The organism is Thiobacillus sp. SCN 63-57, assembly GCF_001725555.1.
GTDB lineage: Bacteria > Pseudomonadota > Gammaproteobacteria > Burkholderiales > Thiobacillaceae > Thiobacillus.
The window spans coordinates 52,279-76,824 of sequence record NZ_MEGP01000009.1 but is presented as its reverse complement, the minus strand read 5'-3'; the positions used below and the strand labels follow the sequence as shown (position 1 = coordinate 76,824).

24 protein-coding genes are annotated in these 24,546 nt (G+C 64.6%); 18 read left to right on the top strand and 6 right to left on the bottom strand.

Annotated features, from left to right (window positions below; all coding sequences use genetic code 11):
- Window positions 1–80 precede the first annotated feature (80 nt).
- The 5 genes from ABT23_RS04545 to ppk1 form a co-directional block, all read right to left on the bottom strand.
- Window positions 81–884, bottom strand: a complete 804-nt coding sequence (locus tag ABT23_RS04545) for a hypothetical protein (protein WP_296631796.1) — start codon at window positions 882–884, stop codon at window positions 81–83.
- Window positions 885–1,006: 122 nt separating this feature from the next.
- The gene (locus ABT23_RS04540) at window positions 1,007–1,996 is read right to left on the bottom strand and encodes a hypothetical protein (protein WP_296631792.1); all 990 of its coding nucleotides are present in this window, start codon (window positions 1,994–1,996) and stop codon (window positions 1,007–1,009) included.
- A gap of 338 nt (window positions 1,997–2,334) precedes the next feature.
- A complete protein-coding gene (gene htpG / locus ABT23_RS04535; RefSeq protein WP_296631790.1) occupies window positions 2,335–4,233 on the bottom strand; it encodes a molecular chaperone HtpG in 1,899 nt (632 codons plus the stop codon).
- A gap of 204 nt (window positions 4,234–4,437) precedes the next feature.
- Window positions 4,438–5,184, bottom strand: a complete 747-nt coding sequence (locus ABT23_RS04530; RefSeq protein ID WP_296631787.1) for an OmpA family protein — start codon at window positions 5,182–5,184, stop codon at window positions 4,438–4,440.
- A gap of 306 nt (window positions 5,185–5,490) precedes the next feature.
- Window positions 5,491–7,560: a polyphosphate kinase 1 gene (ppk1, locus tag ABT23_RS04525; protein WP_296631798.1), complete on the bottom strand. Its 2,070-nt coding sequence runs from the start codon at window positions 7,558–7,560 to the stop codon at window positions 5,491–5,493.
- Between the two features lie 62 nt (window positions 7,561–7,622).
- Here ppk1 and ABT23_RS04520 point away from each other — a divergent pair, with 62 nt between their 5' ends.
- From ABT23_RS04520 to ABT23_RS04435, 18 genes are all read left to right on the top strand, one after another.
- A complete protein-coding gene (locus ABT23_RS04520) occupies window positions 7,623–9,152 on the top strand; it encodes a CYTH and CHAD domain-containing protein (protein WP_296631783.1) in 1,530 nt (509 codons plus the stop codon).
- A 73-nt stretch (window positions 9,153–9,225) separates the two neighbouring features.
- Window positions 9,226–9,678, top strand: a complete 453-nt coding sequence (locus ABT23_RS04515) for a histidine phosphatase family protein (protein ID WP_296631780.1) — start codon at window positions 9,226–9,228, stop codon at window positions 9,676–9,678.
- 69 nt (window positions 9,679–9,747) lie between these two features.
- Entirely contained in the window at window positions 9,748–11,094 is a 1,347-nt protein-coding gene (fliF, locus tag ABT23_RS04510; protein ID WP_296631777.1) for a flagellar basal-body MS-ring/collar protein FliF, read from the top strand.
- Window positions 11,091–12,056 carry a FliG C-terminal domain-containing protein gene (locus tag ABT23_RS04505; RefSeq protein WP_296631774.1) on the top strand — a complete coding sequence of 322 codons (966 nt, stop codon included), beginning with the start codon at window positions 11,091–11,093 and terminating at the stop codon, window positions 12,054–12,056. The genes fliF and ABT23_RS04505 overlap by 4 nt, the downstream gene beginning before the upstream one ends.
- Window positions 12,053–12,664, top strand: coding sequence for a flagellar assembly protein FliH (locus tag ABT23_RS04500; RefSeq protein WP_296631771.1), 612 nt, complete (start codon window positions 12,053–12,055; stop codon window positions 12,662–12,664). The genes ABT23_RS04505 and ABT23_RS04500 overlap by 4 nt, the downstream gene beginning before the upstream one ends.
- A 297-nt stretch (window positions 12,665–12,961) precedes the next feature.
- The gene (fliI, locus tag ABT23_RS04495) at window positions 12,962–14,356 is read left to right on the top strand and encodes a flagellar protein export ATPase FliI (protein ID WP_296631768.1); all 1,395 of its coding nucleotides are present in this window, start codon (window positions 12,962–12,964) and stop codon (window positions 14,354–14,356) included.
- Window positions 14,353–14,805, top strand: a complete 453-nt coding sequence (locus ABT23_RS04490) for a flagellar export protein FliJ (protein ID WP_296631765.1) — start codon at window positions 14,353–14,355, stop codon at window positions 14,803–14,805. Before fliI ends, ABT23_RS04490 begins: the two co-directional genes overlap by 4 nt.
- The gene (locus tag ABT23_RS04485) at window positions 14,805–15,269 is read left to right on the top strand and encodes a hypothetical protein (protein WP_296631763.1); all 465 of its coding nucleotides are present in this window, start codon (window positions 14,805–14,807) and stop codon (window positions 15,267–15,269) included. Before ABT23_RS04490 ends, ABT23_RS04485 begins: the two co-directional genes overlap by 1 nt.
- Window positions 15,262–15,597 (top strand): flagellar biosynthetic protein FliO, encoded by a 336-nt coding sequence (gene fliO / locus ABT23_RS04480; protein ID WP_296631760.1) that lies wholly within the window; start codon window positions 15,262–15,264, stop codon window positions 15,595–15,597. The genes ABT23_RS04485 and fliO overlap by 8 nt, the downstream gene beginning before the upstream one ends.
- On the top strand, window positions 15,594–16,325 hold the full coding sequence (fliP, locus tag ABT23_RS04475; protein WP_296631757.1) for a flagellar type III secretion system pore protein FliP: 732 nt from the start codon (window positions 15,594–15,596) through the stop codon (window positions 16,323–16,325). The genes fliO and fliP overlap by 4 nt, the downstream gene beginning before the upstream one ends.
- Complete coding sequence (fliQ, locus tag ABT23_RS04470; RefSeq protein WP_018508275.1) at window positions 16,325–16,579, top strand: flagellar biosynthesis protein FliQ; 255 nt, start codon at window positions 16,325–16,327, stop codon at window positions 16,577–16,579. The genes fliP and fliQ overlap by 1 nt, the downstream gene beginning before the upstream one ends.
- 7 nt (window positions 16,580–16,586) lie before the next feature.
- Window positions 16,587–17,330: a flagellar biosynthetic protein FliR gene (locus tag ABT23_RS04465; protein WP_296631755.1), complete on the top strand. Its 744-nt coding sequence runs from the start codon at window positions 16,587–16,589 to the stop codon at window positions 17,328–17,330.
- A gap of 82 nt (window positions 17,331–17,412) precedes the next feature.
- Window positions 17,413–18,807 (top strand): glucose-6-phosphate dehydrogenase, encoded by a 1,395-nt coding sequence (gene zwf / locus ABT23_RS04460; protein ID WP_296631754.1) that lies wholly within the window; start codon window positions 17,413–17,415, stop codon window positions 18,805–18,807.
- Window positions 18,808–18,946: 139 nt separating this feature from the next.
- On the top strand, window positions 18,947–19,837 hold the full coding sequence (gene dapA, locus ABT23_RS04455; protein ID WP_296631752.1) for a 4-hydroxy-tetrahydrodipicolinate synthase: 891 nt from the start codon (window positions 18,947–18,949) through the stop codon (window positions 19,835–19,837).
- Between the two features lie 57 nt (window positions 19,838–19,894).
- A complete protein-coding gene (gene bamC, locus ABT23_RS04450) occupies window positions 19,895–20,995 on the top strand; it encodes an outer membrane protein assembly factor BamC (protein ID WP_296631748.1) in 1,101 nt (366 codons plus the stop codon).
- Window positions 20,996–21,011: 16 nt separating this feature from the next.
- Window positions 21,012–21,770 carry an MBL fold metallo-hydrolase gene (locus tag ABT23_RS04445; protein WP_296631745.1) on the top strand — a complete coding sequence of 253 codons (759 nt, stop codon included), beginning with the start codon at window positions 21,012–21,014 and terminating at the stop codon, window positions 21,768–21,770.
- A gap of 43 nt (window positions 21,771–21,813) precedes the next feature.
- Complete coding sequence (locus ABT23_RS04440; protein WP_296631741.1) at window positions 21,814–23,202, top strand: DEAD/DEAH box helicase; 1,389 nt, start codon at window positions 21,814–21,816, stop codon at window positions 23,200–23,202.
- Window positions 23,199–23,543 carry a DUF3301 domain-containing protein gene (locus tag ABT23_RS04435; RefSeq protein ID WP_296631738.1) on the top strand — a complete coding sequence of 115 codons (345 nt, stop codon included), beginning with the start codon at window positions 23,199–23,201 and terminating at the stop codon, window positions 23,541–23,543. Before ABT23_RS04440 ends, ABT23_RS04435 begins: the two co-directional genes overlap by 4 nt.
- Before the next feature lie 51 nt (window positions 23,544–23,594).
- Here ABT23_RS04435 and ABT23_RS04430 read toward each other — a convergent pair whose 3' ends face one another.
- On the bottom strand, window positions 23,595–24,533 hold the full coding sequence (locus ABT23_RS04430; RefSeq protein ID WP_296631735.1) for an MBL fold metallo-hydrolase: 939 nt from the start codon (window positions 24,531–24,533) through the stop codon (window positions 23,595–23,597).
- Window positions 24,534–24,546: the final 13 nt, after the last annotated feature.

Genomic DNA, 24,546 nt, shown 5'->3' with positions numbered 1-24,546 from the left:
AGGGCCGCCCTGCAAAAAAAATTAGCATCGAAAGTAGGCATCAGCGATATCCGACGCTGACCCGTTTAACCTTGGAAAGGTTATGCATTTTTAGCCACCAAGCTACTGAGAACATCCAGCAAAAAAGCCCCCGCTTGGCTTAAAAAGTAGAGAACAACGGCGCCGACCAACCCACCGACAATCGCCTGAAATAGCCAGTGAAAGTGCTCGCGACCTTTACGAATAAATTTCACGTTTGGGAATGCGAGATTTAAGATGCGCAGAATGAGTTGGTTTAAATATGTCCAAGTATTGGAAAACAAAATAAACACGAAAATGAAACTAATTACAAAAGGACTTTCTACAGCAAGCTTTGGCGAGAACTTGGCGGCAGCCCACAGACTTAATAGAAACCCGAGTGTTACGCCTACCAGTTGAACTATAAAAGTTGTCCAGGCACTTCTTACCCAGGCCGACTTGTTATTGCACTTGTATATGACTTCTTGCAATGAGGAAAACGCCGCTTCAGCCCAGTCTTTATCGTCAGAGGTTGCCTGTAGATATGAGGTGTGAGGCTCAACCTCATCTAGGCGTACCTCCATAAATGTCCCTGTCTGGCGGTTGTTTTTTAAGCTTCTACCAGTCTCAAGCGTAATCAGTACTCTCTCGACCGACTTGGCTTGGTGGAAATATCTAAGCAATTCATCAATAGAAAAGACTCTGTATCCTTTTCCATCAAAACGAATGATGTATGAAAGGGCGGGCTCGTCATCCGGAGAGTTATTAGCTTTTGATGTGTCATCAAGTGACTTTTCTCTGTCTTCGAAAATAGTCGATAACTGAGAAAGTCTATCCTCAGTTATCGACACACTTGAAATCCGTTGATCTCTCAGAAAATGAGCCATGAAAGCTTCTCCGTGAGCTTATGCATAACGCGTTTGAGGTAAGGCGCTGGCCGAAAGTGGACGGAGGCCGTTGTGGGCCAGTTCACGCTTGACCGAAGTGTTAGGTGTTGATTGGGTGGGGCTCAAAATATCGGCCCCGAATGACTTCCGGCAGAGTAACTAGAGGAAGACTCCAGTAAGTCAAAAAAGCTCTTTCTAATACTGGAGTCATGCAGATCGTAGCTGGCTATATGGTGAAATCCGGGTTTCATATTCTCGCTAAATAGCCTGACTTTTATATCTTCAGTGTCTAACTCGACTACGAACGCAATGAAGTCAATATCATACAAAGACTCGGTTATCGCATGCGCCCTGTCTGGGAAGTTGTTTTTATATTTGTCGTTGTATCGTGGTTTAAAGTACTTGATTAGGCCCGCTTCTGCCAAGGCAATTTCGGTCTTTCCGTCAATAAGTTCTTGTTGTTTTCTTAGGTCTTTAATTACATCGCGATCATCTTCCATGCGAAGTGACTTGTCACGACCGTCGAATGTTATGAGTGAAATCGGCGGGGCGTACTGAACCAGGATTAGGAGCGCCTCACTATCGGGTTCATCGGCGCTCATATCTGCGAGAACTTGTTGCAGTGTGGAATGGCTCTTTAGTCTATCTTTCGCTGACCGATTGCCGTCGCCGTATGACATGCCTACATATACGACCTCTAGGTCTCGCAGGCTCTTATCGCTAATATCGTCGCAGATAAGGCTGATTAGATGCGCTGGTAACGGACCAATTCTATCCTCGCCGTTAACTAGAGTAATTGTGTTATGCGGATATTCGCTGTATTGGATGATTCCATTTGGCTCTCCAGCCAATAGAAAATCTATCTCTATTCTTTCTCCCGCTTGATGGTAGTACATCTTTCCTTTTGTAATGCCATCCTTCCACTTTATGGAATCTGCCACAAAGCCAAGTCGAGGACGTTTTACTATCAGGTAGATATGGCAGTCTTTGGCCAACTCACTAACATCTTCAGGCTGGTCATCAATTTTTGAAATGTCTTTCGGATGAGTAATCATTACGCCTTGCGAAGCAAGGGTGAAAGCCATTTCAGTTATAAACTTGCGCTCCGCCATGTTCGGCACCTAACGTGAAGTAGACACCTGAACAGGTGCATATCTAGTTCCGATGAAGATGAATAACGCGCTACGTTGCATGCTAACTCGCTGTTCTTATTGAGAGTGATTTTGTTATGGGGCGCTTCCCAGCGGAAAACACACCTTCTCCGCTTTTATCCGGCCGCGCTAGTACTGATTCGCGCCCTCGGGTCGTGGCAGAGAATCGCAGTATTTCCGGCACAGCGCAACGGCGTGACGCGGTTGGACGTAAAAAAGCGCGACTGATTGCTCAGTCGCGCTGGGAACAACAGATTTAAGGCCGGTCGTGTTTATACACGAACGGCCTTTTTCCTTTGTCACCCCGGCAACATCGCCAGCAACCCATTCAAGCGCCGCACAAAACTCGCCGGATCATCGAGCTGTCCGCCTTCCGCCAGCAGCGCCTGCTCGAACAGCAGGTTGGCCCAGGCGGCGAAGCGGTCTTCGTCTGATTCGGCGTTGAGCCGCGTGACCAGCGCGTGGGTCGGGTTGATTTCCAGCGTGGGCTTGACGGTCGGCGCGGCCTGGCCGGCGGCCTTCAGCAGACGCTCGAGGTTGGCGCTCATGTCGCCTTCGCCGGTGACGAGGCAGGCGGGCGAGTCGGTCAGGCGGTGGGTGACGCGGACGTCCTTGACGCGCTCGCCGAGCGTGGTCTTGATGCGCTCGACCAGCGGGGCCAAGCTATCCTCGGCTTCCTTCTGCGCGGTCTTCTCGGCTTCGTCTTCGAGTTCGCCGAGGTCGAGGCCGCCCTTGGCGACGGACTTGATCGGCTTGCCGTCGAACTCGGTGAGGTTGCTCATCAGCCATTCGTCGACGCGGTCGGACAGCAGCAGGACTTCGATGCCTTTCTTGCGGAAGATTTCGAGGTGCGGGCTGTGCTGGGCGGCGGCGAAAGTGTCGGCGGTGATGTAGTAGATCGCGGTCTGGCCTTCCTTCATGCGGCCGATGTAGTCCTTGAGCGAGACGACCTGGGCGTCGGTGTCGGTGTGGGTGGAGGCGAAGCGGAGTAACCCGGCGATCTTCTCGCGATTGGCGAAGTCCTCGCCCGGGCCTTCCTTCAGCACCTTGCCGAAGGCCTTCCAGAATTCGACGTATTTCTCCGGCTGGTTCTCGGCCAGGTCTTCCAGCAGGCCCAGCACTTTCTTCACCGAGCCGGCCTTGATGGCGTCAATGTCGCGGCTGTTCTGCAGGATTTCACGCGAGACGTTGAGCGGCAGGTCGGCCGAGTCGATGACGCCGCGGACGAAGCGCAGGTATTGCGGCATCAGCTGCTCGGCGTCGTCCATGATGAAGACGCGGCGCACGTAGAGCTTGATGCCGTGGCGCTTCTCGCGGTCGTAGAGGTCGAACGGCGCTTTCGACGGCACGTAGAGCAGCGAGATGTATTCCTGCTTGCCCTCGACGCGGTTGTGCGACCAGGCCAGCGGCGGCTCGAAGTCGTGGGCGACGTGTTTGTAGAACTCGGTGTACTCGTCGTCGGTGACGTCCTTCTTGGCGCGCGCCCACAGGGCGGAGGCGCGGTTGACGGTCTCGTCCTCGTCGGTGGGGGTTTCGACGCCGTCCTTCCATTCGGTCTTCTTCATCACGATGGGCAGGGTGATGTGGTCGGAATAGGTGCGGATGACCGACTTGATCTTCCAGTCGGAGAGGAATTCGTCCTCGCCTTCGCGCAGATGCAGCACGATCTCGGTGCCGCGGCCGGGCTTCTCCACCGTTTCCAGCGTGTAGTCGCCGGCGCCCTCGGATTCCCAGCGTACGCCATGCTCGGACGTGAGGCCGGCGCGGCGGGTGGTGAGCGTGACCTTGTCGGCGACGATGAAGGCGGAGTAGAAGCCGACACCGAACTGGCCGATCAGCGCGGCGTCCTTCTTCTGGTCGCCGGACAATTGGCTGAAGAACTCACGCGTGCCGGACTTGGCGATGGTGCCGATGTGGTCGATGACTTCCTGCCGGCTCATGCCGATGCCGTTGTCGGAAATCGTGAGCGTGCGCGCCTCGCGGTCGAAGGCGACGCGGATCTTGAGGTCGGGGTCGTTTTCATAGAGCGCGGCATCCGACAGGCCCTCGAAGCGCAGCTTGTCGGCGGCGTCGGAAGCGTTGGAAATGAGTTCGCGCAGGAAAATGTCCTTGTTGGAATACAAGGAATGGATCATCAGCTGCAGCAGCTGTTTGACTTCGGCCTGGAAGCCCAGGGTTTCTTTGGTGGTGGCGGACATGCCTTGATCTCCCGTAAAACAAACACAACGCAACGGGAAATGGGGGCGGTGCCGGGGTTTTCAAGTCCGGAAGATCGGCACCGGCTGCGACGCCGTCAATCGCAGCGCATGCCTCGCGTCCTGGGGGCGACGCCCATGCCGACAAAAAAAAACGGGAACCTGGGTTCCCGTAGGTCCACTCAGGGAGAGCGGTGGAGAACGCGTTTATTCCTTGATCTGGTTCAGTTCGACGCGGCGGTTCTGGGCCCTGCCTTCGTCGGTGTCGTTGCTGGCGATCGGCTGCGATTCGCCGTAGCCCTTGGCCACCAGACGGTCGGCGCGGATGCCTTTACTGATCAGATAGTTGCGAACGGTATTGGCGCGGCGCAGCGACAAGCCCATGTTGTAGCGGTCGCTGCCGATGCTGTCGGTGTGGCCCGCCACTTCTATCTTGACGTCGCCCCACTCCTTGAGCTTGGCGAAGTCTTTGTCGATGACGTCGCGGTCTTCCGGACGCAGCGCGGCGCGGTCGAAATTGAAATTCACGCCTTCGAGCACCATGCGATGCGGCGCCGGGGCCGGGGCCGGCACGGGGCTGGCCACCTGCTGCTCTGCCTCCGGTTTCTGTTCGGTCATGGGGGCCGGTGTCGGCTCAACGGGGGCGTCAACTGGAATGGGGCAGCCGTTGGCGTCGACCTCGGTGCCCTTCGGCGTGTCGGGGCATTTGTCTTTGCTGTCGACGACGCCGTCACCATCGCTGTCGACATCTTTCGGTACCGGGCACGGCGTATCGAGCAGGCCCCGGCCGGGACATCCGATCGTGCGGTACAGCTCGTAGCCGATGGTTTTTCCGGTGGGGCTGGCTTCGTTGCGGGGATCGTAGAAACGTCCGTCGGCCGCGTGGGCCGAGACAGCGCCTGCGGAAAGAAGGGCAGCGCCCAGGAGAGTGAATATCAAGGGGTTGGTTCGCATTTTTGGCCTTTCGTCTAATTGATATCGATTGGGTCTCGATGCAACACAAGAAAAGTTGCGTCGCCTGAACCTTTTATTCTTCGGCAGGGGCGTGGACTACCTTGCATCAAGCTGCATATGCTGGCTCAACGGTTCGCGCTGGCCTGCTTCTTGGGCTCAGAGGACTGGGTGTCAGCTTAGGGCTTGGCGAGACGCCAACGTATCAGTGAGATACGAACCCTTTGTAGGACAAATCCCATCCACGCCGGCGATCGTGCGCGCCGCACGCGCGTGCGAAACGCCGCGTCGGAGTAGGGGAAAGCGCTTCTAGGCTGGTTTGGTCAGCAGTGCCAGCAGTTCGACCTGTGCACTGTAGGCCTTGGCGCGGCGCTTGGCCCGGCGGCGGTAACTGCCGTCGGGCAGCATGTCCCAGGCCTGCACGTTGTCGCGCAGATAGGGTTTCAGGCCTTCGGCGATCACGCGCTTCTTCAGCTTGGGATTGAGGATGGGGAAGCCGGTCTCGATGCGGCGGAAGAAGTTGCGGTCCATCCAGTCGGCCGACGACAGGAAGACCTTGTCGTCGCCGCCGTTTTTGAAATAGAAGATGCGCGTGTGCTCGAGGAAGCGGCCGACCACCGAGCGCACGCGGATGTGCTCGGACAGGCCGGGAATGCCGGGTCTCAGAGCGCAGACGCCGCGGACGATGAGGTCGATCTTCACCCCGGCCTGGCTGGCGGCGTAGAGGGCGGCAATGACCTGCGGTTCCAGCAGCGCGTTCATCTTGGCGATGATGGCGGCGGGCTTGCCGGCGGCCGCCAGTTCGGCTTCGTGATTGATGGCGGCGACGACTTCGCTGTGCAGGGTGAACGGCGACTGCCACAGGCGTTTCAGCTTGCCGGCCTTGCCCAGCCCGGTGATCTGAGTGAACAGGCTGCTGACGTCGGCGGTGATGGTCTCGTCGGCGGTCAGCAGGCCGAAGTCGGTATACAGGCGTGCGGTGCGGGCATGGTAGTTGCCGGTGCCCAGGTGCGCGTAGCGGCGCAGCTCGCCGTCTTCGCGGCGGATGACCAGCGCCAATTTGGCGTGGGTCTTGTGGCCGACGACGCCATAGACGACATGGGCGCCGACTTCCTCCAGCTTGGCCGCCCAGTTGATGTTGGCTTCCTCGTCGAAGCGCGCCATCAGTTCGACCACCACGGTGACTTCCTTGCCCGACTGCGCGGCCTGGATCAGCGCCTGCATCAGCTTGGAGTCGGTGCCGGTGCGGTACACCGTCTGCCGCATGGCGACGACGTGGGGGTCGGCGGCGGCCTGCTCGATGAAGTCGATCACCGGCTGGAAGGATTCGAAGGGGTGGTGCAGCAGGATGTCGCCCTTGCGGATCTGCGCGAAGATGTCCTCGTCCTTGGCCAGCCGCGCGGGCAGGGCGGGGATGAAGGGAGCGAACTTGAGGTCGGGGCGGTCGACCCAGTCGGGCACCTGCATCAGGCGCACCAGGTTCACCGGCCCCTGTTCCTGGTAGAGATCGTCGGCTTCGAGCTCGAACTGCGCCAGCAGGAAGGCGGCCATCGATTCCGAGCAGTTGTCGGCCACTTCCAGCCGCACGGCCGCGCCGAAATGGCGCTGCGGCAGTTCGCCCTGCAGCGCCTGGCGCAGGTTCTTGGTTTCCTCGTCGTCGACGAACAGGTCGGAGTTGCGGGTGACGCGGAACTGGTAGCAGCCTTGCACCGTCATGCCGGCGAACAGCTCGCCGACGTGGGCGTGCAGGATCGACGACAGGAACACGAAGCCGTATTCGCAGCCGGCAATCTCTTCCGGCAGGCGGATGACGCGCGGCAACGAGCGCGGCGCCTGCACCACGGCGGCGCCGGAATTGCGGCCGAAGGCGTCGCGCCCTGACAGCTCGACCGCGAAGTTGAGGCTTTTGTTGAGCACACGCGGGAAGGGATGCGAGGGGTCGAGCCCCACCGGCGTCAGCACTGGCATCAGTTCGCGGAAGAAGTAGTCGCGGATCCAGGCCGCCTGGGTTTCGTTCCAGTGCGTGCGGCGGATGAAGTGGACGCCGTGTTCGGCGAGCTCGGGAATGATCGCCTTGTTGAACAGTTCGTACTGGCGCGCAACCAGCGCATGCGCCATCTCGGAGACCGCGCGGAATTGCTGGCGCGGCGTCAGGCCGTCAGGCGAGCGCTGGGTGGAGTTGGCGCGAATCTGTTCCTTGAGGCCGGCCACCCGGACCTCGAAGAATTCGTCCATGTTGCTCGATACGATGCAGAGGAAGCGCAGACGCTCCAGCAGGGGCATGGAAGGGTCGTCGGCCTGGGCCAGCACGCGGCGCTGGAACGCGAGAATGCCGAGCTCTCGGTTGATGAGGGTATCGGGGCTGGGCAGATTCATGATGAATTTATTCGTGGTGTGCTTCAATGATAAACGCCCGTGTTCGACCCTGACATGACAGTTATATGACAACGCCGCATCCAATGGAAATCGAACTCAAGCTGGCGTTGCCGCCGCAGCAGGCTGCGGCCTTCGTGAAACGCATGGCGCGGCGGCGTAGCGTGCCGGTCCAACAGGACCTCGTCACCCGTTATTTCGACACCCCGGACTTCGCCTTGAGCGCGCAGGGCGTGGCGCTGCGCGTACGGCGGGTGGGACGGCGCTGGCTGCAGACGCTGAAGACCGAGGGCGAACGGCAGGGCGGACTGTCGCGGCGCGTCGAATTCGAGATGCCGGTGGGCCGTGGGGTGCCGGACTGGAGCCGGTTCCCGCCGGAGGCGCAGGCCTATGTGCCGGAGGCGTTGCGCGCGCAGCTGGCGCCGGTGTTCGAGACGCGTTTTCATCGCACGGCCTGGCTGATTGTCGGCAAGGGCGGCGCGCAGGTCGAGGTGGCGCTCGACGTCGGCGAGGTGGTGTCCGGCGAACGCCGCCAGCCGATCTGCGAGATCGAGCTCGAATTGAAAGCCGGCCAGCCGGATGCGCTGTTCGCGCTGGCGCTGGACTGGGCCGCTGCGTTCGACTGTCTGCCGTTCGACGTCAGCAAGGCCGAACGTGGCGTGCGGCTGGCGCATGGGATCGGGGCGGCGCCGGTGAAGTCCGTGCCGCTCGGGCTGGACGACGGCATGGGCGTGGAAGCGGGCTTTGCCGCGATCGTCCAGGCCTGTCTGGCGCAGTTCCAGGCCAATCTGCCGGGGGTGCTGACGTCAGACGACATCGAATATGTGCACCAGGCGCGGGTGGCGTTGCGGCGCCTGCGCGCGGCGCTGCGGCTGTTCCGGACGGCGTGTGCGTTGCCGCCCGGGCTGCTGGACGAACTGCGTGCGCTGGCGGCCGCGCTGGGTCCGGCGCGCGACTGGGACGTGCTGTGCGGCGAAACCCTGCCGGCGATCGCGCCGCACTATCCCGACGCCGAATCCTGGCAGCAAGGGATGGCGGCGCTGGAAGTGCGTCGCATCGCGGTGCGGACGGCGATGCGGGATGCGCTGGCGCAGGCCCATCCCGGCGCCTGGCTGCTGGCGATGCAGCGCTGGCTGCTGCGGCATGGCTGGCATGCGCACCCTGAGGGCCAGGCGGTGCCGGCCGCGCAGCGTTTCATCCAGTTGTCGCCGCTGGACGCCTGGGTGCGCCGGGCGCTGCAGAAAGGGCATCGTCCGATCGTGCGCGGCGCGCGCGATTTCGCCACGCTGACGCCGGCCCGGCGGCATGCCCTGCGTATCGCGATCAAACGCCAGCGGTATGCGGCCGAATTTTTCCAGACGCTGTTCGACGGCAGGCGGCAGGCAGGGTATCTGGGGGCGCTGCGCACGGCCCAGGACAGCCTGGGGCGGGCCAACGACGCGCACATCGCGTCGGGCCTGCTGACGGCGGCGGGGAGGGAGGCAGGCGCGATGGGGGACTTCGCCCTCGGCTGGCTGGCGGCGAAACAGGCGGACGCGGCGGACGGCGAGTGTGCGGGGTCGATCCGCGCATTCCTGAAATCGAGGCCTTACTGGTAGATTCGTGGCGAACCCCGGCGCCATGCGGCGGTCTTGCCTGTGACCGGATGCCGGATTTTTTCGAGGAAAATCGATGGAACTCATTTTGTGGCGACATGCCGAGGCCGATGACGCGGTCCCCGACCTCAAGCGCGAACTCACCGACAAGGGCCGCAAGCAGGCGTCGCGCATGGCCGACTGGCTGACGCCGCGGCTGTCGCAGGACATCCGGATCCTGGTCAGCCCTGCCACCCGCACTCTGCAGACCGCGCAGGCGCTGGGACGCGGCTTCCAGCGGGTACCGGCGCTGGCGCCGGGGGCCAGCGCCGACGACGTACTGGCCGCGGCGGACTGGCCGGATGCGGCCTATCCGGTGCTGGTCGTGGGCCACCAGCCCACGCTGGGGCAGGTGGCGATGCGCCTGCTCACCGGGCAAGCGGGCGACCTGTCGGTGAAAAAGGGGAGCATCTGGTGGTTCCAGAGCCGCGAGCGGGCGGGGCAGGTGCAGGTGGTATTGCGCGCTGTGGCCACGCCCGACTGGTTATAATCGCCGCGTGACGACACAACCCATCAAGACCCGACAGCCCAACCCGACCCCGCAGACGAGGTGCGTCCAGTGCCGGGTTGGCTGAGCAGTCTGCGCGACCTGATCGCGGAAGCGAGCCCGCTGCGCCGCTTCATGTTCGTCCTGCTGGTGCTGTTGCCGCTGGCGGCGCTGTCCGCAGCCTATGTGTGGCTCAATCCGGCGGACTATCGCGTGCTCTACCCGAAGCTGTCCGACCGGGCGGGCGGCGAGGTCATCGCCGCGCTCGACCAGCTCAATATTTCCTATCACCTGTCCGCCGCCGACGGCAGCATCGAGGTGCCTGCCGATCAGCTGCATGTGGCGCGTTACCGTCTGGCCGCGCGCGGCCTGCCCCGGTCCGACGCCGACGCGCAGGACGAGGTCGACCGCGCGCCCCGCTTCGGCGCCTCGTCGCTGGAAGAGCAGCAGCGCTATCAGCACGCGCTCGAAAGCGATCTGGCGCGCTCGATCCAGTCGCTGGAAACGGTCGAGCTGGCGCGCGTCCATCTCGCCCTGCCCAAGGTCTCGCCCTTCCTGCGCGATGCGCCGCCGGCCACGGCTGCGGTGCTGGTGCGCCTGCGCCCGAACGCGCGGCTGTCGGCCGAGCAGGTGACGACGATCCAGACCCTGGTGGCGGCCAGCGTGCCGCGCATGAAACGGTCCGAGGTGCAGGTGTTCGACCCGCGCGGCGTGCAACTGGGCGACGCGGTGCCCGAGGTGGTGCAGTCGCGGCAGCGGGCGGTGGAGCAGGATCTGGCGCAGCGGGCGCTGGCCGTGCTGACGCCCTGGCTTGGCAAGGACCGCGTGAGCGTGCAGGTCACGGCCACACTGGAGGACAGCGACGTCGAACAGACGGTGGAACGGGTACGCAACGTCGTGGTGGGTGGCCGGACGCATCCGCTCGAGAAGACCGTGCGCACCACGCATACGCCGGAAGGCCGCATCCGGCGCGTGAATGCCATCGTGATCCTGGGATTCGAAGCGAGCGCCGCCGAACTCGGCCGTGCAGGTCAGCTGGCCCGCCAGGCACTGGGACTGGTGCCGTCGCGCGGCGACACGGTGAATGTCTATGCGCTGCCTGCGACGCACGCCGCCCAGCCCGCTGCAGCCGTCGCGCAGCCACAGGCACAACTTCCGCGTTCGATCGCGCCCATGCCGCCGGCCAGCCAACCGCCGGCGACATCCGGGATCGTTGACTTCCAGCCCTGGATGCTGGCCGCAGTCGGGGGCGGGCTGCTTCTACTCCTCGGGGTGGCCGTCTGGCGGCGCCCGCGGCCTGTGCCGGCCGTCGAGCCGCCCGCCGTGGACCTCGACGCCGAACTCGAGGCAACCCGCGGCCAGGTGCTGGCCAATCCGCGCGTGACCGCGGATGTCATCAAGCTCTGGATGCGCGCGTGAGCCAGGCTGGCATCGAAAAATCCGCTGCGCTGCTGCTCGCCCTCGGCGAGGACGCCACGGCGGCCGTATTCCGCTACCTGAGCCCGCTCGAGGTCAGCCGGCTCGGCAGCGCCATGCGCGAGCTCGACGTGCTGCCGCGCGAGCGCGTGCGCGCGATCCTGCGCGATTACGCCGCCGAGGCCGCCGAACAGACCGGATTCGCGGCGGACACCGGCCGTTTTCTCGACGAGACGCTGCGGCAGGCATTTCGGCCGGAACGCGCGCAGGCCATGCTGGAACGCCTGGGGGCGCCGGGCGCGCAGGCACTGGAGAAACTGGCCTGGCGCGAGCCGGCCGAGATTGCCGGCCTGCTGGAGGCGCAGGCGCCCCAGCTGATCGCCGCGGTGGTCGCGCAGCTTCCGCGCGACGTCGCCGCCGCCGTGCTCGAACTGCTGCCCGGCAAGACGCGCGCGGACACCTTGCTGGCCCTGGCGCACAGCGATGCGCCGAGCGCCGACATGCTGGGCGACCTGGACGATTGGCTGGCCAGCCTGGACGCCGCCGCGTCGCCGCAGGGCGAAGCGGCGGTGGCCGGCCTGCTGGGGCAGATGAGCGAGGGCAGCGCCGCCGCTGCCTTGAGCCAGCTCGACCGGAACGATGCGGAACTGGCCGCGCGGCTGCGCGTGCGCAATCTCGCGTTCGAGGATCTGGCACGGCTGCCCGAGGCCAGCCGCAAGACCTTCCTGCGCAACGTCGCTGCGCGTACCCTGTTGCATGCCTTGAAGGGCAGCGACGGGCAGGTGCTCGACGCCCTGACGGCCGTGATGAGTCCGACCGCTGCGCAGCGCATGCGCGTCGACCTCGATACGCTGGGCCCGGTGCCGGTGACCATGATCCAGGCCGCACAGGACGAGGCGGGCGCGAGCCTGCGGCGGCTGGCGGCTGAAGGCGCGATCCAGTTCCCCGAAGAGGAGGCGGCATGAGCACAGACGACACGACGCCGAATACCCCTACTGCATTCGAACAATGGGAAGTGGTGGAACTGGCTGCGTCCGCCGGTCAGGCTGCGCCCGCCGAGGCCGATCCGCAGGCCGAACTGGCGGCATTGCGCGAGGCGGCGCGCGCCGAAGGGTATGCCGAAGGCCTGGCTGCCGGGCGCGTGGAAGGGGAACAGGCCTGCGGTCGCATGAAGCAACTGGCCGAGAGCTTTTCCTCGACGCTCGACAATCTCGATTTCCGCCTCGCCGACATGGTGCTGGAACTGGCGCTCGACGTGGCTCGCCAGGTGGTGGCGGGCGAGTTGGCGGCACGGCCGGAACGCATCCTCGACGTGGTCAACATGGCGCTGAAGCAGATGGCGGAAACCAGCCGCGAGGCGCGTCTGCTGTTGAATCCGGACGACGCCGCGCTGGTGCGCCCGCATCTCGACCAGGTGCTCGACAAGAACCGCCTGCGCATTGTCGAGGATGTGCGCATCGTACGCGGCGGCTGCCTGATCGAAACCTCGCAGGGCGACCTCGACGCCACGCTGCCGGCACGCTGGCGCCAGGTGGTGCAGGTGCTCGGCAGCAACCAGAACTGGATCGAATAATCCTTGGAACCCCGGTTGACCGCTTCCGTGATGCAATCGTTATCATCATTATCTTTCCGCGATCCCAGCCGGGGCATTTCATTGCCAGTAAAAATCGCTACGCATTCGATTGCACGACTGTCGAGCCATCTGGCGGTGTTGCGCCTCGTTGCATGGAATGACCATGCCGCCTCGTACCCGCAAGGGGCAGGCCGTGGCTGTAAAGTCGCTCAAGCGGCAACAGCCACGCTCTTGCGCCTTGCCAGCCGACTCGGCAGCCGTACACTCGAACGCGTCCAACCGGGGTCCCAAGGATAAATGGATCGTACCGTCCGCCTGCGCGAATACCTGGCCGATTGCCGGCGTGCGGTGAGCTGGGCGACGCCGATCGCGACCAGCGGCCGGCTGACGCGGGTGTCCGGGCTGGTGATGGAAGCGGTCGGGTTGCGGATGCCGGTGGGCAGCCAGTGTCACATCCAGATTCCCGGCGGCCAGAGCATCGAGGCCGAAGTGGCCGGGTTCGCCGGCGACCGCCTGTTCATCATGCCGGCGACCGATATCTACGGCGTGATGCCGGGCGCCCGGGTCGTACCCGACAACCCGCTGGCGGCGCAGCCGCCGCGCCTCGGCATGCGCTACATTCCGCGCCGTCGGGCGCAGGACCGGGTGCGCCAGGTGCCGGTGGGCGACACCTTGCTGGGGCGTGTACTCGACGGTGCCGGCCGCCCGCTCGACGGCTTGGGACCGTTGATGCTGGAGCGGCGGGTGCCGCTGTACAGCCGCCCGATCAATCCGCTGGAGCGCGCGCCGATCCGCAAGACGCTGGACGTCGGCGTGCGCGCGATCAACGGTCTCCTGACGGTCGGGCGCGGGCAGCGGCTGGGCCTGTTCGCCGGCAGCGGCGTCGGCAAGAGCGTGCTGCTCGGCATGATGGCGCGGTTTACCGAGGCCGACGTGGTGGTGGTGGGGCTGATCGGCGAACGCGGCCGAGAGGTCAAGGAATTCATCGACCGCATTCTCGGCAGCGAAGGCATGGCGCGCGCGGTGGTGGTGGCGGCGCCGGCCGACCATCCGCCGCTGATGCGGCTGAACGGCGCGGCCTACGCGATGTCGATCGCCGAATATTTTCGCGACCAGGGCAAGCACGTGCTGCTCATCATGGACTCGCTGACCCGTTACGCGATGGCGCAGCGTGAGGTGGCGCTGGCGATCGGCGAACCGCCTGCGACCAAGGGTTATCCGCCGTCGGTGTTTGCCAAGCTGCCGCAACTGGCCGAACGCGCTGGCAACGGCCGCAGCGGCAGCGGTTCGATCACCGCGTTCTTCACCGTGCTGATGGAGGGCGACGACCAGCAGGACCCGATCGCCGATGCGGCGCGTGCGATCCTCGACGGCCATATCGTGCTCTCCCGCGATCTGGCCGACGCCGGCCACTATCCCGCGATCGACATCGAGGCGTCGATCAGCCGGGCGCAGCCCGACCTGCTCTCCGATGAGGGGCTGGAACGCACCCGCCGCTTCAAGTATCTCTATTCGCGCTACATGCGCAGCCGCGACCTGTTGGCCGTCGGCGCCTACGTGCCAGGTGCCGACCTGGTGCTGGACGAAGGCGTCCGCCTGTATCCCCGGATGCAGGCTTACCTGATGCAGGGCATGCGCGAGCGCGCACCGCTGGACGCCGCGCGTGACGACCTTGACGAGGTGCTCGGATGAAGCCTTTCGCGCTGGCACGGGTGCTGCAATTGGCCGAACGGCGCAGCGAAACGCTGGCGCGCGGGGTCAAGCTCGCGCATGGCGTGTGGCTGCGCGCGCGCGGCCGCCAGGTGCAGTTGCTGGCCTTGCGCGACGCCCATATCGCGCAGCTGGCGGTCGAGCTGCGTGATGGCGTGACGGCGGCGCAGCTGCTGGAAAAGAATCGGTTGCAGTACGCGCAAGCCGCGGAAATGCAGGTTGCGCAAGCCGCCATCGACGACGCCCATCGCGACTGGCAGGCCCGGCTGGCCGAATGGATGCAGGCCGAGCAGCGGGTGAAGGCACTGCGCCTGCTGGAGCAGCGCCATCTGGCGCAGGCCGCCATCCTGCAGCGGCGCATCGAGCAGCGCGATCACGACGAATTGGTGGAGCTGACGCACCGGCGCGATGCCGGGCGGCGGGGGCGCTGATGCAGCTGCTCGAACTTACGCCTGCCGAGATCGCCTTCCTGAAAGCGCCTGCGCCGCCGTCCAGCGGCCTGCCGGCGCGCCTGACCCACAAGCTGGCCGCTACCTTGAGCGCCCGGCTGCGCCTGCCGGTCCAGGCGATGGCGCAACCAGCGCCCGAGCCGGCCGCCGTGCCGGTGTCGCCGACCTGGCTGCCGGATGCCACGCTGGCCGCCCTGTGGCTGACACGCCGTCTGGGAGGCCGCAGTGCGGTGGGCGAGACGTCCTTCGTTCCCGGCAGCTTCGTGCGGACCCTGGATGCCGTGTTGGCGGAAAGCTGGCTGGATGCGCCGGGAGTGGACGCGCTGCCGCTTGCGCTGGCATGGCACATCACGGCTGCGTCCACGCAGGCAACGCTTGTCCTGCAGTTGCCGCATTCCACAACCGACATGACGCGCTGGGCGCGGGAGGTCATCCAGCATGGCTAGATTCGTCGCGGCAGGTATCTTGCTGCTGGTTCCGTCCTGGGCACTGGCGGCGACCGATACCGCAGGCAGCCTGTTCACCGTGCTGCTGAGCCTGGTGCTCATTCTCGGCGGGTTCGTCGCGGTGGCCTGGTTCACCCGCCGCTATCTGCCGGGCATGGGCGCGCAGGGCGCCGTCAAGGTGGTGGGGACGACTGCGGTGGGTGCGCGCGAGCGCGTGGTGACGGTCGAGGTTGGCGATACCTGGCTGTTGCTGGGCGTGGGCGGTGGCAATGTGCGCCTGCTGCATACCTTGCCCAAGCCGGAGTCGGTGCAGGAGCACGGACGATGAAGGCGCGGGTGTGGTTGTGGTTGCTTCTCAGCTTCTGTGTGCCAGCCTGGGCGGCGGACGCCAGCGTACCCTTGTTGAGCGTGACGCCGGGCGCGGGAGGACAGGTGCTCGGCGTGCCGGGAACGAGCCTGCCCTGGTTGCTGCTGTTCCCCTTCCTGCCGGCCCTGCTGCTGGCGTTTACCGCGTTCACCCGGATTGCCGTGGTGCTGTTCCTGCTGCGCCAGGGCCTGGGCAGCTCGACCGCGCCGCCGAATCTGGTGCTGATGGGACTGGCGCTGCTGCTGACGGTGTTCGTGATGTCGCCGGCGTTGAAGACCATCAATACCGAGGCCTACCAGCCGTATCTCGCCGGTACGCTCAGCTTCAACGCCGCCGCCGAAAAGGCCGCGTCGCCGCTGAAAATATTCATGCTGCGGCAGACCCGCGCCGAGGATCTCAGCCTGTTTACCGAGAACGACAAAAGCATCGATCCGAAGCAGGTGGACAGCGTGCCGCTGGCGGCGCTGGCGCCGGCCTTTCTCACCAGTGAACTCAAGACCGCGTTCCAGATCGGCTTCATGGTCGTGTTGCCGTTCCTGGTCATCGACCTGGTGGTCGCCGCCGTGCTGACCGCGCTCGGCATGATCATGCTGCCGCCGCAGCTGGTGTCGCTGCCCTTGAAGCTGCTGTTGTTCGTCACGGTGGACGGCTGGCACCTGCTGGTTGGCTCGCTGCTCGGGAGCTTCTGATGGAAGGCCTTGCGCGCGACGCGCTCTGGCTGGTGATGCTGATCGCCGCGCCGGTGTTGCTGGCGGGACTGTTGACGGCATTCGCCATCAGCCTGTTCCAGGCCGCCACGCAGATCCTCGAACCGACGCTCTCTTTCGTTCCCAAGCTCATCGTCGTGCTGCTCGTGCTGGCGCTGCTGGGCAGCTGGATGGGGGGGCAGCTGGTCGAGTTTGCGCGCAGCATGCTGACCGATTTCCCGGGGCTGGTGGAGTGAGCGGATCATGCCCCTGACCGAAGCGGGCCTGGCGGCCTGGCTGTTCGCCTTCGCACGCCTTGCCGGGTGGACCGTGTTCGACCCGTTGGTTGGTCGCCTGCCGCTGCTGCTGCGCCTGTTCCTGGCCGCCGTGCTGGCAGCGGTGCTGGCGCCGGGCCTCGCGCTCGGCGCCACCGCGCCGTTCACGCTGCAAGGCATGCTCGCCCTGGGCATGGAAGTCGCCTGGGGCGCGGCGCTGGCGTTGTGCGTATGGCTGGTGTTTGCTGCGGTGAGCGCGGCGCTGGTATGGACTGGCCATACCGCGACCGGCGGCCTGCTGGCGCTGACCGCCGAGCAGGCGGCACCCGCGGATGCCGCCTGGCGTGCGCTGGCTGGCTGGCTGGCGGCGATGGCGTTCCTGGGGGCGAGCGGCCATCTGCTGGTCGTGCATACCCTGCGCGACAGTTTTGCGGCCATGCCGGTCGCCATCCTGCCGGCCGCTACGGACCTGCGCCAGTTGGCCGAAGCCGGTAGCTGGCTGTTCGCCACCGGCGTGCAGCTTGCCCTGCCTTTGCTGGCCCTGGCGCTGCTGGTCCAGCTGGCGTTCGGTATCGTGGCCCGCACCACGCCGGGGCTGGACATGGTGTCGGTCGGGCTTGGCGTGGCGGCATTGGGTCTGGTGGCCATCTGGATTGCTGCGGTGCCGTTGCTGGCGCACGGCGTCGGCGTGGGCATCGAGCAACTCACGGGCTGGCTGGGCAGGCTCAGGTGAGGGGAATTGTGGACAGGGTGTCCCGACGCGCGCTGCCTGCCTGCTATAACGTCAACCTGAAACAAGCCTGGAGTCTGATGCCGTGACCGAGAACCCGATCTCCGATGCCCTGGTCCTGTTCGGCGCTACGGGCGACCTTGCCCGGCGCAAGATCTTTCCCGCGCTGCACGACATGCTGCGGCATGGTCGCACGCTGCCGCCGATCCTGTGCGTGGCGCATTCCCCGGGGTGGGACATCGAGCGCCTGCGCGCCCACGCCCACGACGGCATCGTCAATTTTGGCGGCGGGCTGGATGAAGCGGTATTCCGCAATCTCGCCAGCCTGCTGACCTATGTCAACGGCGACTACGAAGATCCTGAAACGTACGTGGCGCTGCGCCGCGCCCTGGAGCACCGGAAGCATCCGCTCCATTACTTCGCCATCCCCCCGGCCATGTTTCCCGTCGTGGTACGCGGCTTGGCTGCGGCCGGCTGCACCGAGGGCGCGCGGGTCGTGGTGGAGAAACCCTTCGGACGCGACCTGGAATCGGCACGCTCGCTCAACGCGACGCTGTACGAAGCGCTGCCGGAATCCGGGATCTTCCGCATCGACCACTACCTGGGCAAGGAGGCCGTGCAGAACATCCTGTATTTCCGTTTCGCCAACTCCTTCCTCGAACCGATCTGGAACCGCAACCATATCCGGCAGATCCAGATCACCATGTCGGAGAACTTCGGCGTGGCCGGCCGCGGACGCTTTTACGACTCGGTCGGGGCCATTCGCGACGTCCTGCAGAACCACCTGCTGCAGATCCTCGCCCTGCTGGCCATGGAGCCGCCGTTGGGAACCAGCGCGGAAGCGGTGCGCGATGAACAGGCCAAACTGCTCAAGGCCATCCGCCCGCTGGAGCCCGGCGACATGGTCCGCGGGCAGTACGAGGGCTATCGGAAGGAGGAGGGCGTCGCGCGCGGATCGGACACCGAAACCTACGCAGCCGTACGGTTCTACGTGGATACCTGGCGCTGGGCCGGCGTCCCCTTCATCGTCCGGACCGGTAAGCACCTGCCGCTCACCACCACCGAGATCCGCGCCGAGTTCCAGCTTCCGCCGCAGCGCGTGTTTGCGCTGTCCGAGGCGGGGCCGCTGGCTCCGAATTACCTGCGCATGCGTTTGTCGCCCACCGTGTCCATCGCGCTGGGTGCGCGCACGAAGAATGCGGGCGACCGCATGGTCGGGCGGCCGGTCGAACTCTATGTCTGCAACAACCACCCGGATGAAATGAGCGCCTACGAGCGCCTGCTCGGCGACGCCATGGACGGCGAGGCCATGCTGTTCGCCCGCCAGGACGCGGTGGAAGCGGCCTGGCGCGTGGTGGAACCCGTCCTGTCGCATCGTGACCCGGCGTGTCTCTACGAGCCCGGCACATGGGGACCGGCCGAGGCCGATCTGCTGCTTGCCGGCGGACGCTGGCATAACCCGCGTCCCCCCCAGAGCTAGGGGGCAGGTCCCGTGATCGCAGCAGGCATGCCCTGATTTAGAAAAAGCCGGGCGCCATCAGATAGATTAGAATGCGTGATTTATCGTTACATCGCCGGGAATCCGGCGTGTGTCTGAACCATATAGCGGCGGAAACAAGATGGCAGAAATGAATAGGGTCAGAGGCAGCCTGGTTGCGATCGTCACGCCCATGTCGGACGACGGCGCGCTCGATCTCGACACACTGCGGCGCCTGATCGACTGGCATATTGCCGAGGGGTCGGACGGCATCGTCATCGTCGGCACCACCGGCGAATCGCCTACGGTCAGCTACGACGAGCATTGCCTGTTGATCCGCACGACGGTCGAGCAGGTGGCCGGACGTGTGCCGGTGATCGCCGGCACCGGCGCGAATTCGACCGCCGAGGCGATCGAGCTGACCGCGTGCGCGAAGGCGGCAGGCGCGCAGGCCGGCCTGTCCGTGGTGCCCTATTACAACAAGCCGACGCAGGAAGGCCTCTACCAGCATTTCCGCAAGATCGCCGAAGCGGTCGACCTGCCGCTGATTCTCTACAATGTCCCGGGACGCACGGTGACCGATCTGTCAAACGATACGACGCTGCGCCTGGCCGACGTGCCCGGCATCGTCGGCATCAAGGATGCGACCGGCAACATGGAACGTGCGGCCGATCTGCTGCGCCGCGCGCCCGAAGGGTTCGCGCTGTATACCGGCGACGACGCTTCGGCACTGCCCTTCATGCTGCTGGGCGGCCACGGCGTGATTTCGGTGACCGCCAACGTCGCGCCGAAGATGATGCATGAACTGTGCGCCGCGGCATTCGCCGGGAACCTGGCGCGCGCGCGCGAACTCAATAATGCGCTGCTGCCCTTGCACAGCAAGCTGTTTGTCGAGGCCAACCCGATTCCGGTCAAGTGGGCGTGCGCGGAGCTGGGGCTGATTTCGCCCGCCTTGCGCCTGCCTCTGACCCCGTTGTCTGCCGGACTGCATGACACGGTGCGCGACGCGCTGCGTCACGCCAGATTGATCTAGCACGGTGCGATGGGCCGCGCCGCTTTGATACCAGCCTTCGTTTAGGACACCTTTTTTATGCGTTTATTGCCCCTGTTTGTGATGGTTGCCGTGGCCCTGTCGGGATGTGGCATCGTGGAATCCAAGAAGATCGATTACAAGTCGGCCGGCAAGCTGCCGACGCTGGAAGTGCCGCCCGATCTGGTGGCGCCGACGGCGGACAACCGTTATGCGATTCCGGACAGCCAGGGCAGCGGCGCGGCCACGTTGTCGGCCTACAGCCAGGAGCGCAAGGCGACACCGAGCAGCGCGCAGACCCTGTTGCCCACCGAAGAGAAAGCCCACATCGAACGCGCCGGCAGCCAGCGCTGGCTGGTGGTGCAGGCCACCCCGCAGCAAGTGTGGCCGGTGATCAAGGATTTCTGGCAGGAGAACGGTTTCATCATCAACATGGAATCGCCCGAAACCGGCATCATCGAAACCGACTGGGCGGAAAACCGGGCCAAGATCCCGCAGGACGTGATCCGCCGTACGATCGGCAAGGTATTCGACAGCCTGTATTCCACCGCCGAGCGCGACAAGTTCCGCACCCGGATCGAAACCGGCAAGAACGGTACCGAAATCTACATCAGCCATCGCGGCATGAAGGAAGTCTACGCCACCGAGGCCCAGGACAAGACCGTGTGGGAGCCGCGCCAGCCCGACCCCGAACTCGAGGCCGAGATGCTGCGTCGCCTGATGCTGCGCTTCGGCGTAGAGAAGAGTCGCGTCGATGCGCAACTGGCCAAGCAGCAGGCGCCGGAGATGGCGCGCATCGTCAAGGAAGCCGGCGCCCCGGTCCTGGAAATGGATGAAGGCTTCGACCGTGCCTGGCGTCGTGTCGGCCTGGCGCTCGACCGCGTGGGCTTTGCCGTGGAGGACCGCGACCGCTCCAAGGGTGTCTACTACGTGCGCTACATCGACCCCGGTATCGACAACGCCAGCAAGCGCGACGAAGGCATGTTCGCCAAGCTTGCCTTCTGGCGTAGCAAGAAGACACAAACCTCGCCGCAACTGCAAATCGTGGTCAGCGAAGCGGGCGAGAAGAGCCGGGTTGGCGTCACCGGCACCGACGGCAAGGCGGCCGACGCCGACACGCAGAATCGCATCATCAAGCTGTTGCACGACGAATTGAAGTGACGCAGGGACGGGCGTGATGCGGTTCGCCAGCCTCGGCAGCGGCAGCGAAGGCAACGGCCTGGTGGTCGAGGCCGGCTCCACCCGGGTGTTGATGGACTGCGGTTTCGGGCTGGCCGACAGCATTGCGCGGCTGGCTCGGTTAAAGCTGGAGGTCTGCGATCTCGCCGGCATCGTCGTGACGCATGAGCACAGCGACCATATCGGCGGCGTAGGGCGGCTGGCGCGCAAGCACAAGTTGCCGGTGTGGCTGACTGCCGGCACGCTGGCCATGGCGCAGGACCTCGACGGCGTGACGGTGCGGGTGATCGACAGCCATGCGGCATTCGCGGTGGACGATCTGGAAATCCAGCCGTTTCCCGTGCCGCACGACGCGCGCGAACCGGTGCAGTATGTGTTCGGCGATGGCAACCGCCGTCTGGGCGTGCTGACCGATACCGGCTGCAGCACGCCGCATATCGAGGCCATGCTGGCCGGCGTCGACGCGCTGGTGCTGGAATGTAATCACGACGCCGCGATGCTGGAAAACGGGCCGTATCCCGTGAGCCTCAAGCGTCGTGTGGGCGGGCGTTTCGGCCACCTGGAAAACGGGCAGTCGGCGGCCTTGTTGGACAAACTGAAGCATGGCGGGCTGCAATGCGTGATGGCCGCACACGTCTCGCGCAAGAACAACACGGCCGCCCTGGCGCAGCGCGCACTGGCCCAGGTGCTGGATTGCGCGGATGGCGACGTGCGCGTGGCCTGCCAGACGGCGGGTTTCGACTGGATCCGGATGTAGCCGGCCAGAATTTAACCGAACCAGAGCATTCACTGGATAGACTTTGACGACTTTTGCTGAACTCGGGCTGGCGCCCGACATCCTGCGTGCCCTCGACGAAATGGGCTACGCGACCCCGACCCCGATCCAGGCGCAGGTGATTCCCCTGGCGCTGCAGGGCGGCGACATTCTCGGTGCCGCGCAGACCGGCACCGGCAAGACGGCGGCCTTTGCATTGCCGCTGATCCAGCGCCTGCTGCCGTTCGCCAACAACGGCACCTCGCCGGCCAAACATCCGATCCGCGCGTTGATCCTAACGCCCACACGCGAACTGGCGATCCAGGTCGAGGAGGCCGTGCAGGCCTACACCAAGCACGTGCCGCTGCGCTCGCTGGTGGTGTACGGCGGGGTCAACATCAACACGCAGATCCCGATCCTGAAGACGGGCGTCGAGATCCTGGTGGCGACGCCCGGTCGCCTGCTCGATCACGTGCAGAACAAGACGCTGTCGCTCTCCCAGGTCAACACCCTGGTGCTCGACGAAGCCGACCGCATGCTCGACATGGGCTTCATGCCCGACCTCAAGCGCATCGTCGCGCTGCTGCCGGCGCAGCGGGTGAACATGATGTTCTCCGCCACCTTCCCGGAAGAAATCCGCAAGCTGGCCGACAGCATCCTCAACACGCCGACCTTCATCGAGGTAGCGCGTAACGCCACGGCCGTGACGGTGACCCAGGTGGTCCATCCGGTGCATCACGAGCGCAAGCGGCAGCTGCTCGCGCACCTGATCAAGAGCCGTGACCTGCGGCAGGTGCTGGTGTTCACCGGGACGAAACTGGGCTGCAACCGGCTCGCCAACGAACTCAACAAGGCCGGCATCCACGCCGACGCCATCCACGGCGACAAGACCCAGCAGGAGCGCATCAAGGCGCTCGACGCCTTCAAGGCCGGCACCATCCGCGTGCTGGTGGCGACCGACGTCGCCGCCCGTGGCATCGACATCGAGGCGCTGCCTTTTGTCGTCAACTACGACCTGCCGCACAACGCCGAGGACTACGTGCACCGCATCGGCCGCACCGGCCGCGCCGGAGCCCTGGGCGAGGCGATCTCGCTGGTCAGCGAAGCGGAGACGCGCTATCTCCGCGACATCGAAAAACTTATTGGCAGCACGCTGCCGCCAGTGATTGTTCCCGGCTTCGAACCGGGCGCAGCCGATGTGCCGGCCTTCCAGTCGCGTTCGCCACGGCCGGAACGGCACGGCGAGCGTGAGCGTGAACGCAGCGCACCGCGCAGCAAGCCCGCCGCAGCGCGCGATGCCCTGTTCGACGCGCCGTATGTGCCAAGCGATGCGCCGCGTTCCGACAGCGCGCCCGCCCTGACACGCCCGACGGCCAAGAAGCAGGTGGCGGCGCTGTTCCGCAGCCCGGTCAAACCCGATTCCGCCGGGCAGTGAGCTGGGACATCCTGCTGCTGGGGCTGTTGGGCGTGGTCGGCTGGTACTGGTATGCCGGCATGCATGTGCGCGAACAGGCCATTGTGGTGGGGCGCCGCGCCTGCGGCGAGGCCGGGGTGCAGTTCCTGGACGAGAGTGTGGCCCTGAGCCGGACCCGCTTCGCACGCAACGGCAGCGGCCAGTTGCAATTCCAGCGCGATTATCGCTTCGAGTTTTCCGATACGGGGAATAACCGCCGTCCCGGCATCGTCCGCATGCTCGGCAACCGCGCCGAATGGATCGGACTCGATGGGGAATGGCAGCAGGGCCACGTGGCCAGCGTCAGCCGGCTGGTTGAATGATCCTCGAGGCGGCCGCGCCGTGCCGCTGCACGGCGCGGTCGTGTAATCGTTTTATTCCTGCTCGATTTCGAGGATCGCCAGGCTGATCTGCTGGCCCAGATTGGTATCCCATTCCGCCCAGTCCTGATAGGCCTTGAGCTTCTCGGCGATGACCGGTTTCATTTCGTAATCGCTCTTGCCTTCGTCGTACATGCGGCGGACTTCGGACATCAGCGTGGCGAAATAGGCTTTCTGGTCTTCGACGAATTTGCGATCGCCGGTCTTGCCATGGCCCGGAACGTAGAGGGCCATGTTGAGGGCAAGCGCCCGGTCGGTCGCCTTCATTACGCCCTTGAATGTGCCGTCGCGAATATTCATCACCTGGCTGTTCAGCACGTTGTCCGCGGTGAACAGGATGCGGTCTTCAACCATCTCGATCATCAGGTCGGTCTTGCTGTGCGCATCGGTCGACGAGTGGATGCGGAAGGTCTTGCCGCCGATCTTGAATGCCTGGCCGTCGGCTGCCTCGACGGTGGGGATCTCGGCGCGGGTGCCGTCGGTGTAACCGCCGGTCATGTCCGACATCAATTTGATCCAGAAGGCGTCGGCCCCGTTCTTGGCCAGCTTGATCATGTCGGGGTGGGCGATGAACGTGGCCTTGGGCCAGGCCTCCAGGATCGCCTGGTTGCCAAGCCAATGGTCGCCGTGGACGTGGGTGTCGAATACGTGGGTGACCGGTTTGTCGGTCGTCTTGCGGATCTGCTCCACCACCATGCGGCCGACTTGCACGCTGGAGCCCGGATCGATCACCACGACGCCGTCATTCGTGACAACCCAGGCCGGGTTGTTCATGAAGCTCTGGTTGGCCGCGGAGGGCACACCTTGTGGGCCGTGGATGACGTAGGTCCCTACTGCGACCTGTTGGGGCGGGTAGGGGCGGACGACATCATTGGGGCCGGCCATCACAGAAGTGCTGAAAATCAGGGCAGCGAGCAGGGACAGGGTACGCATGGAAATTCTCCGG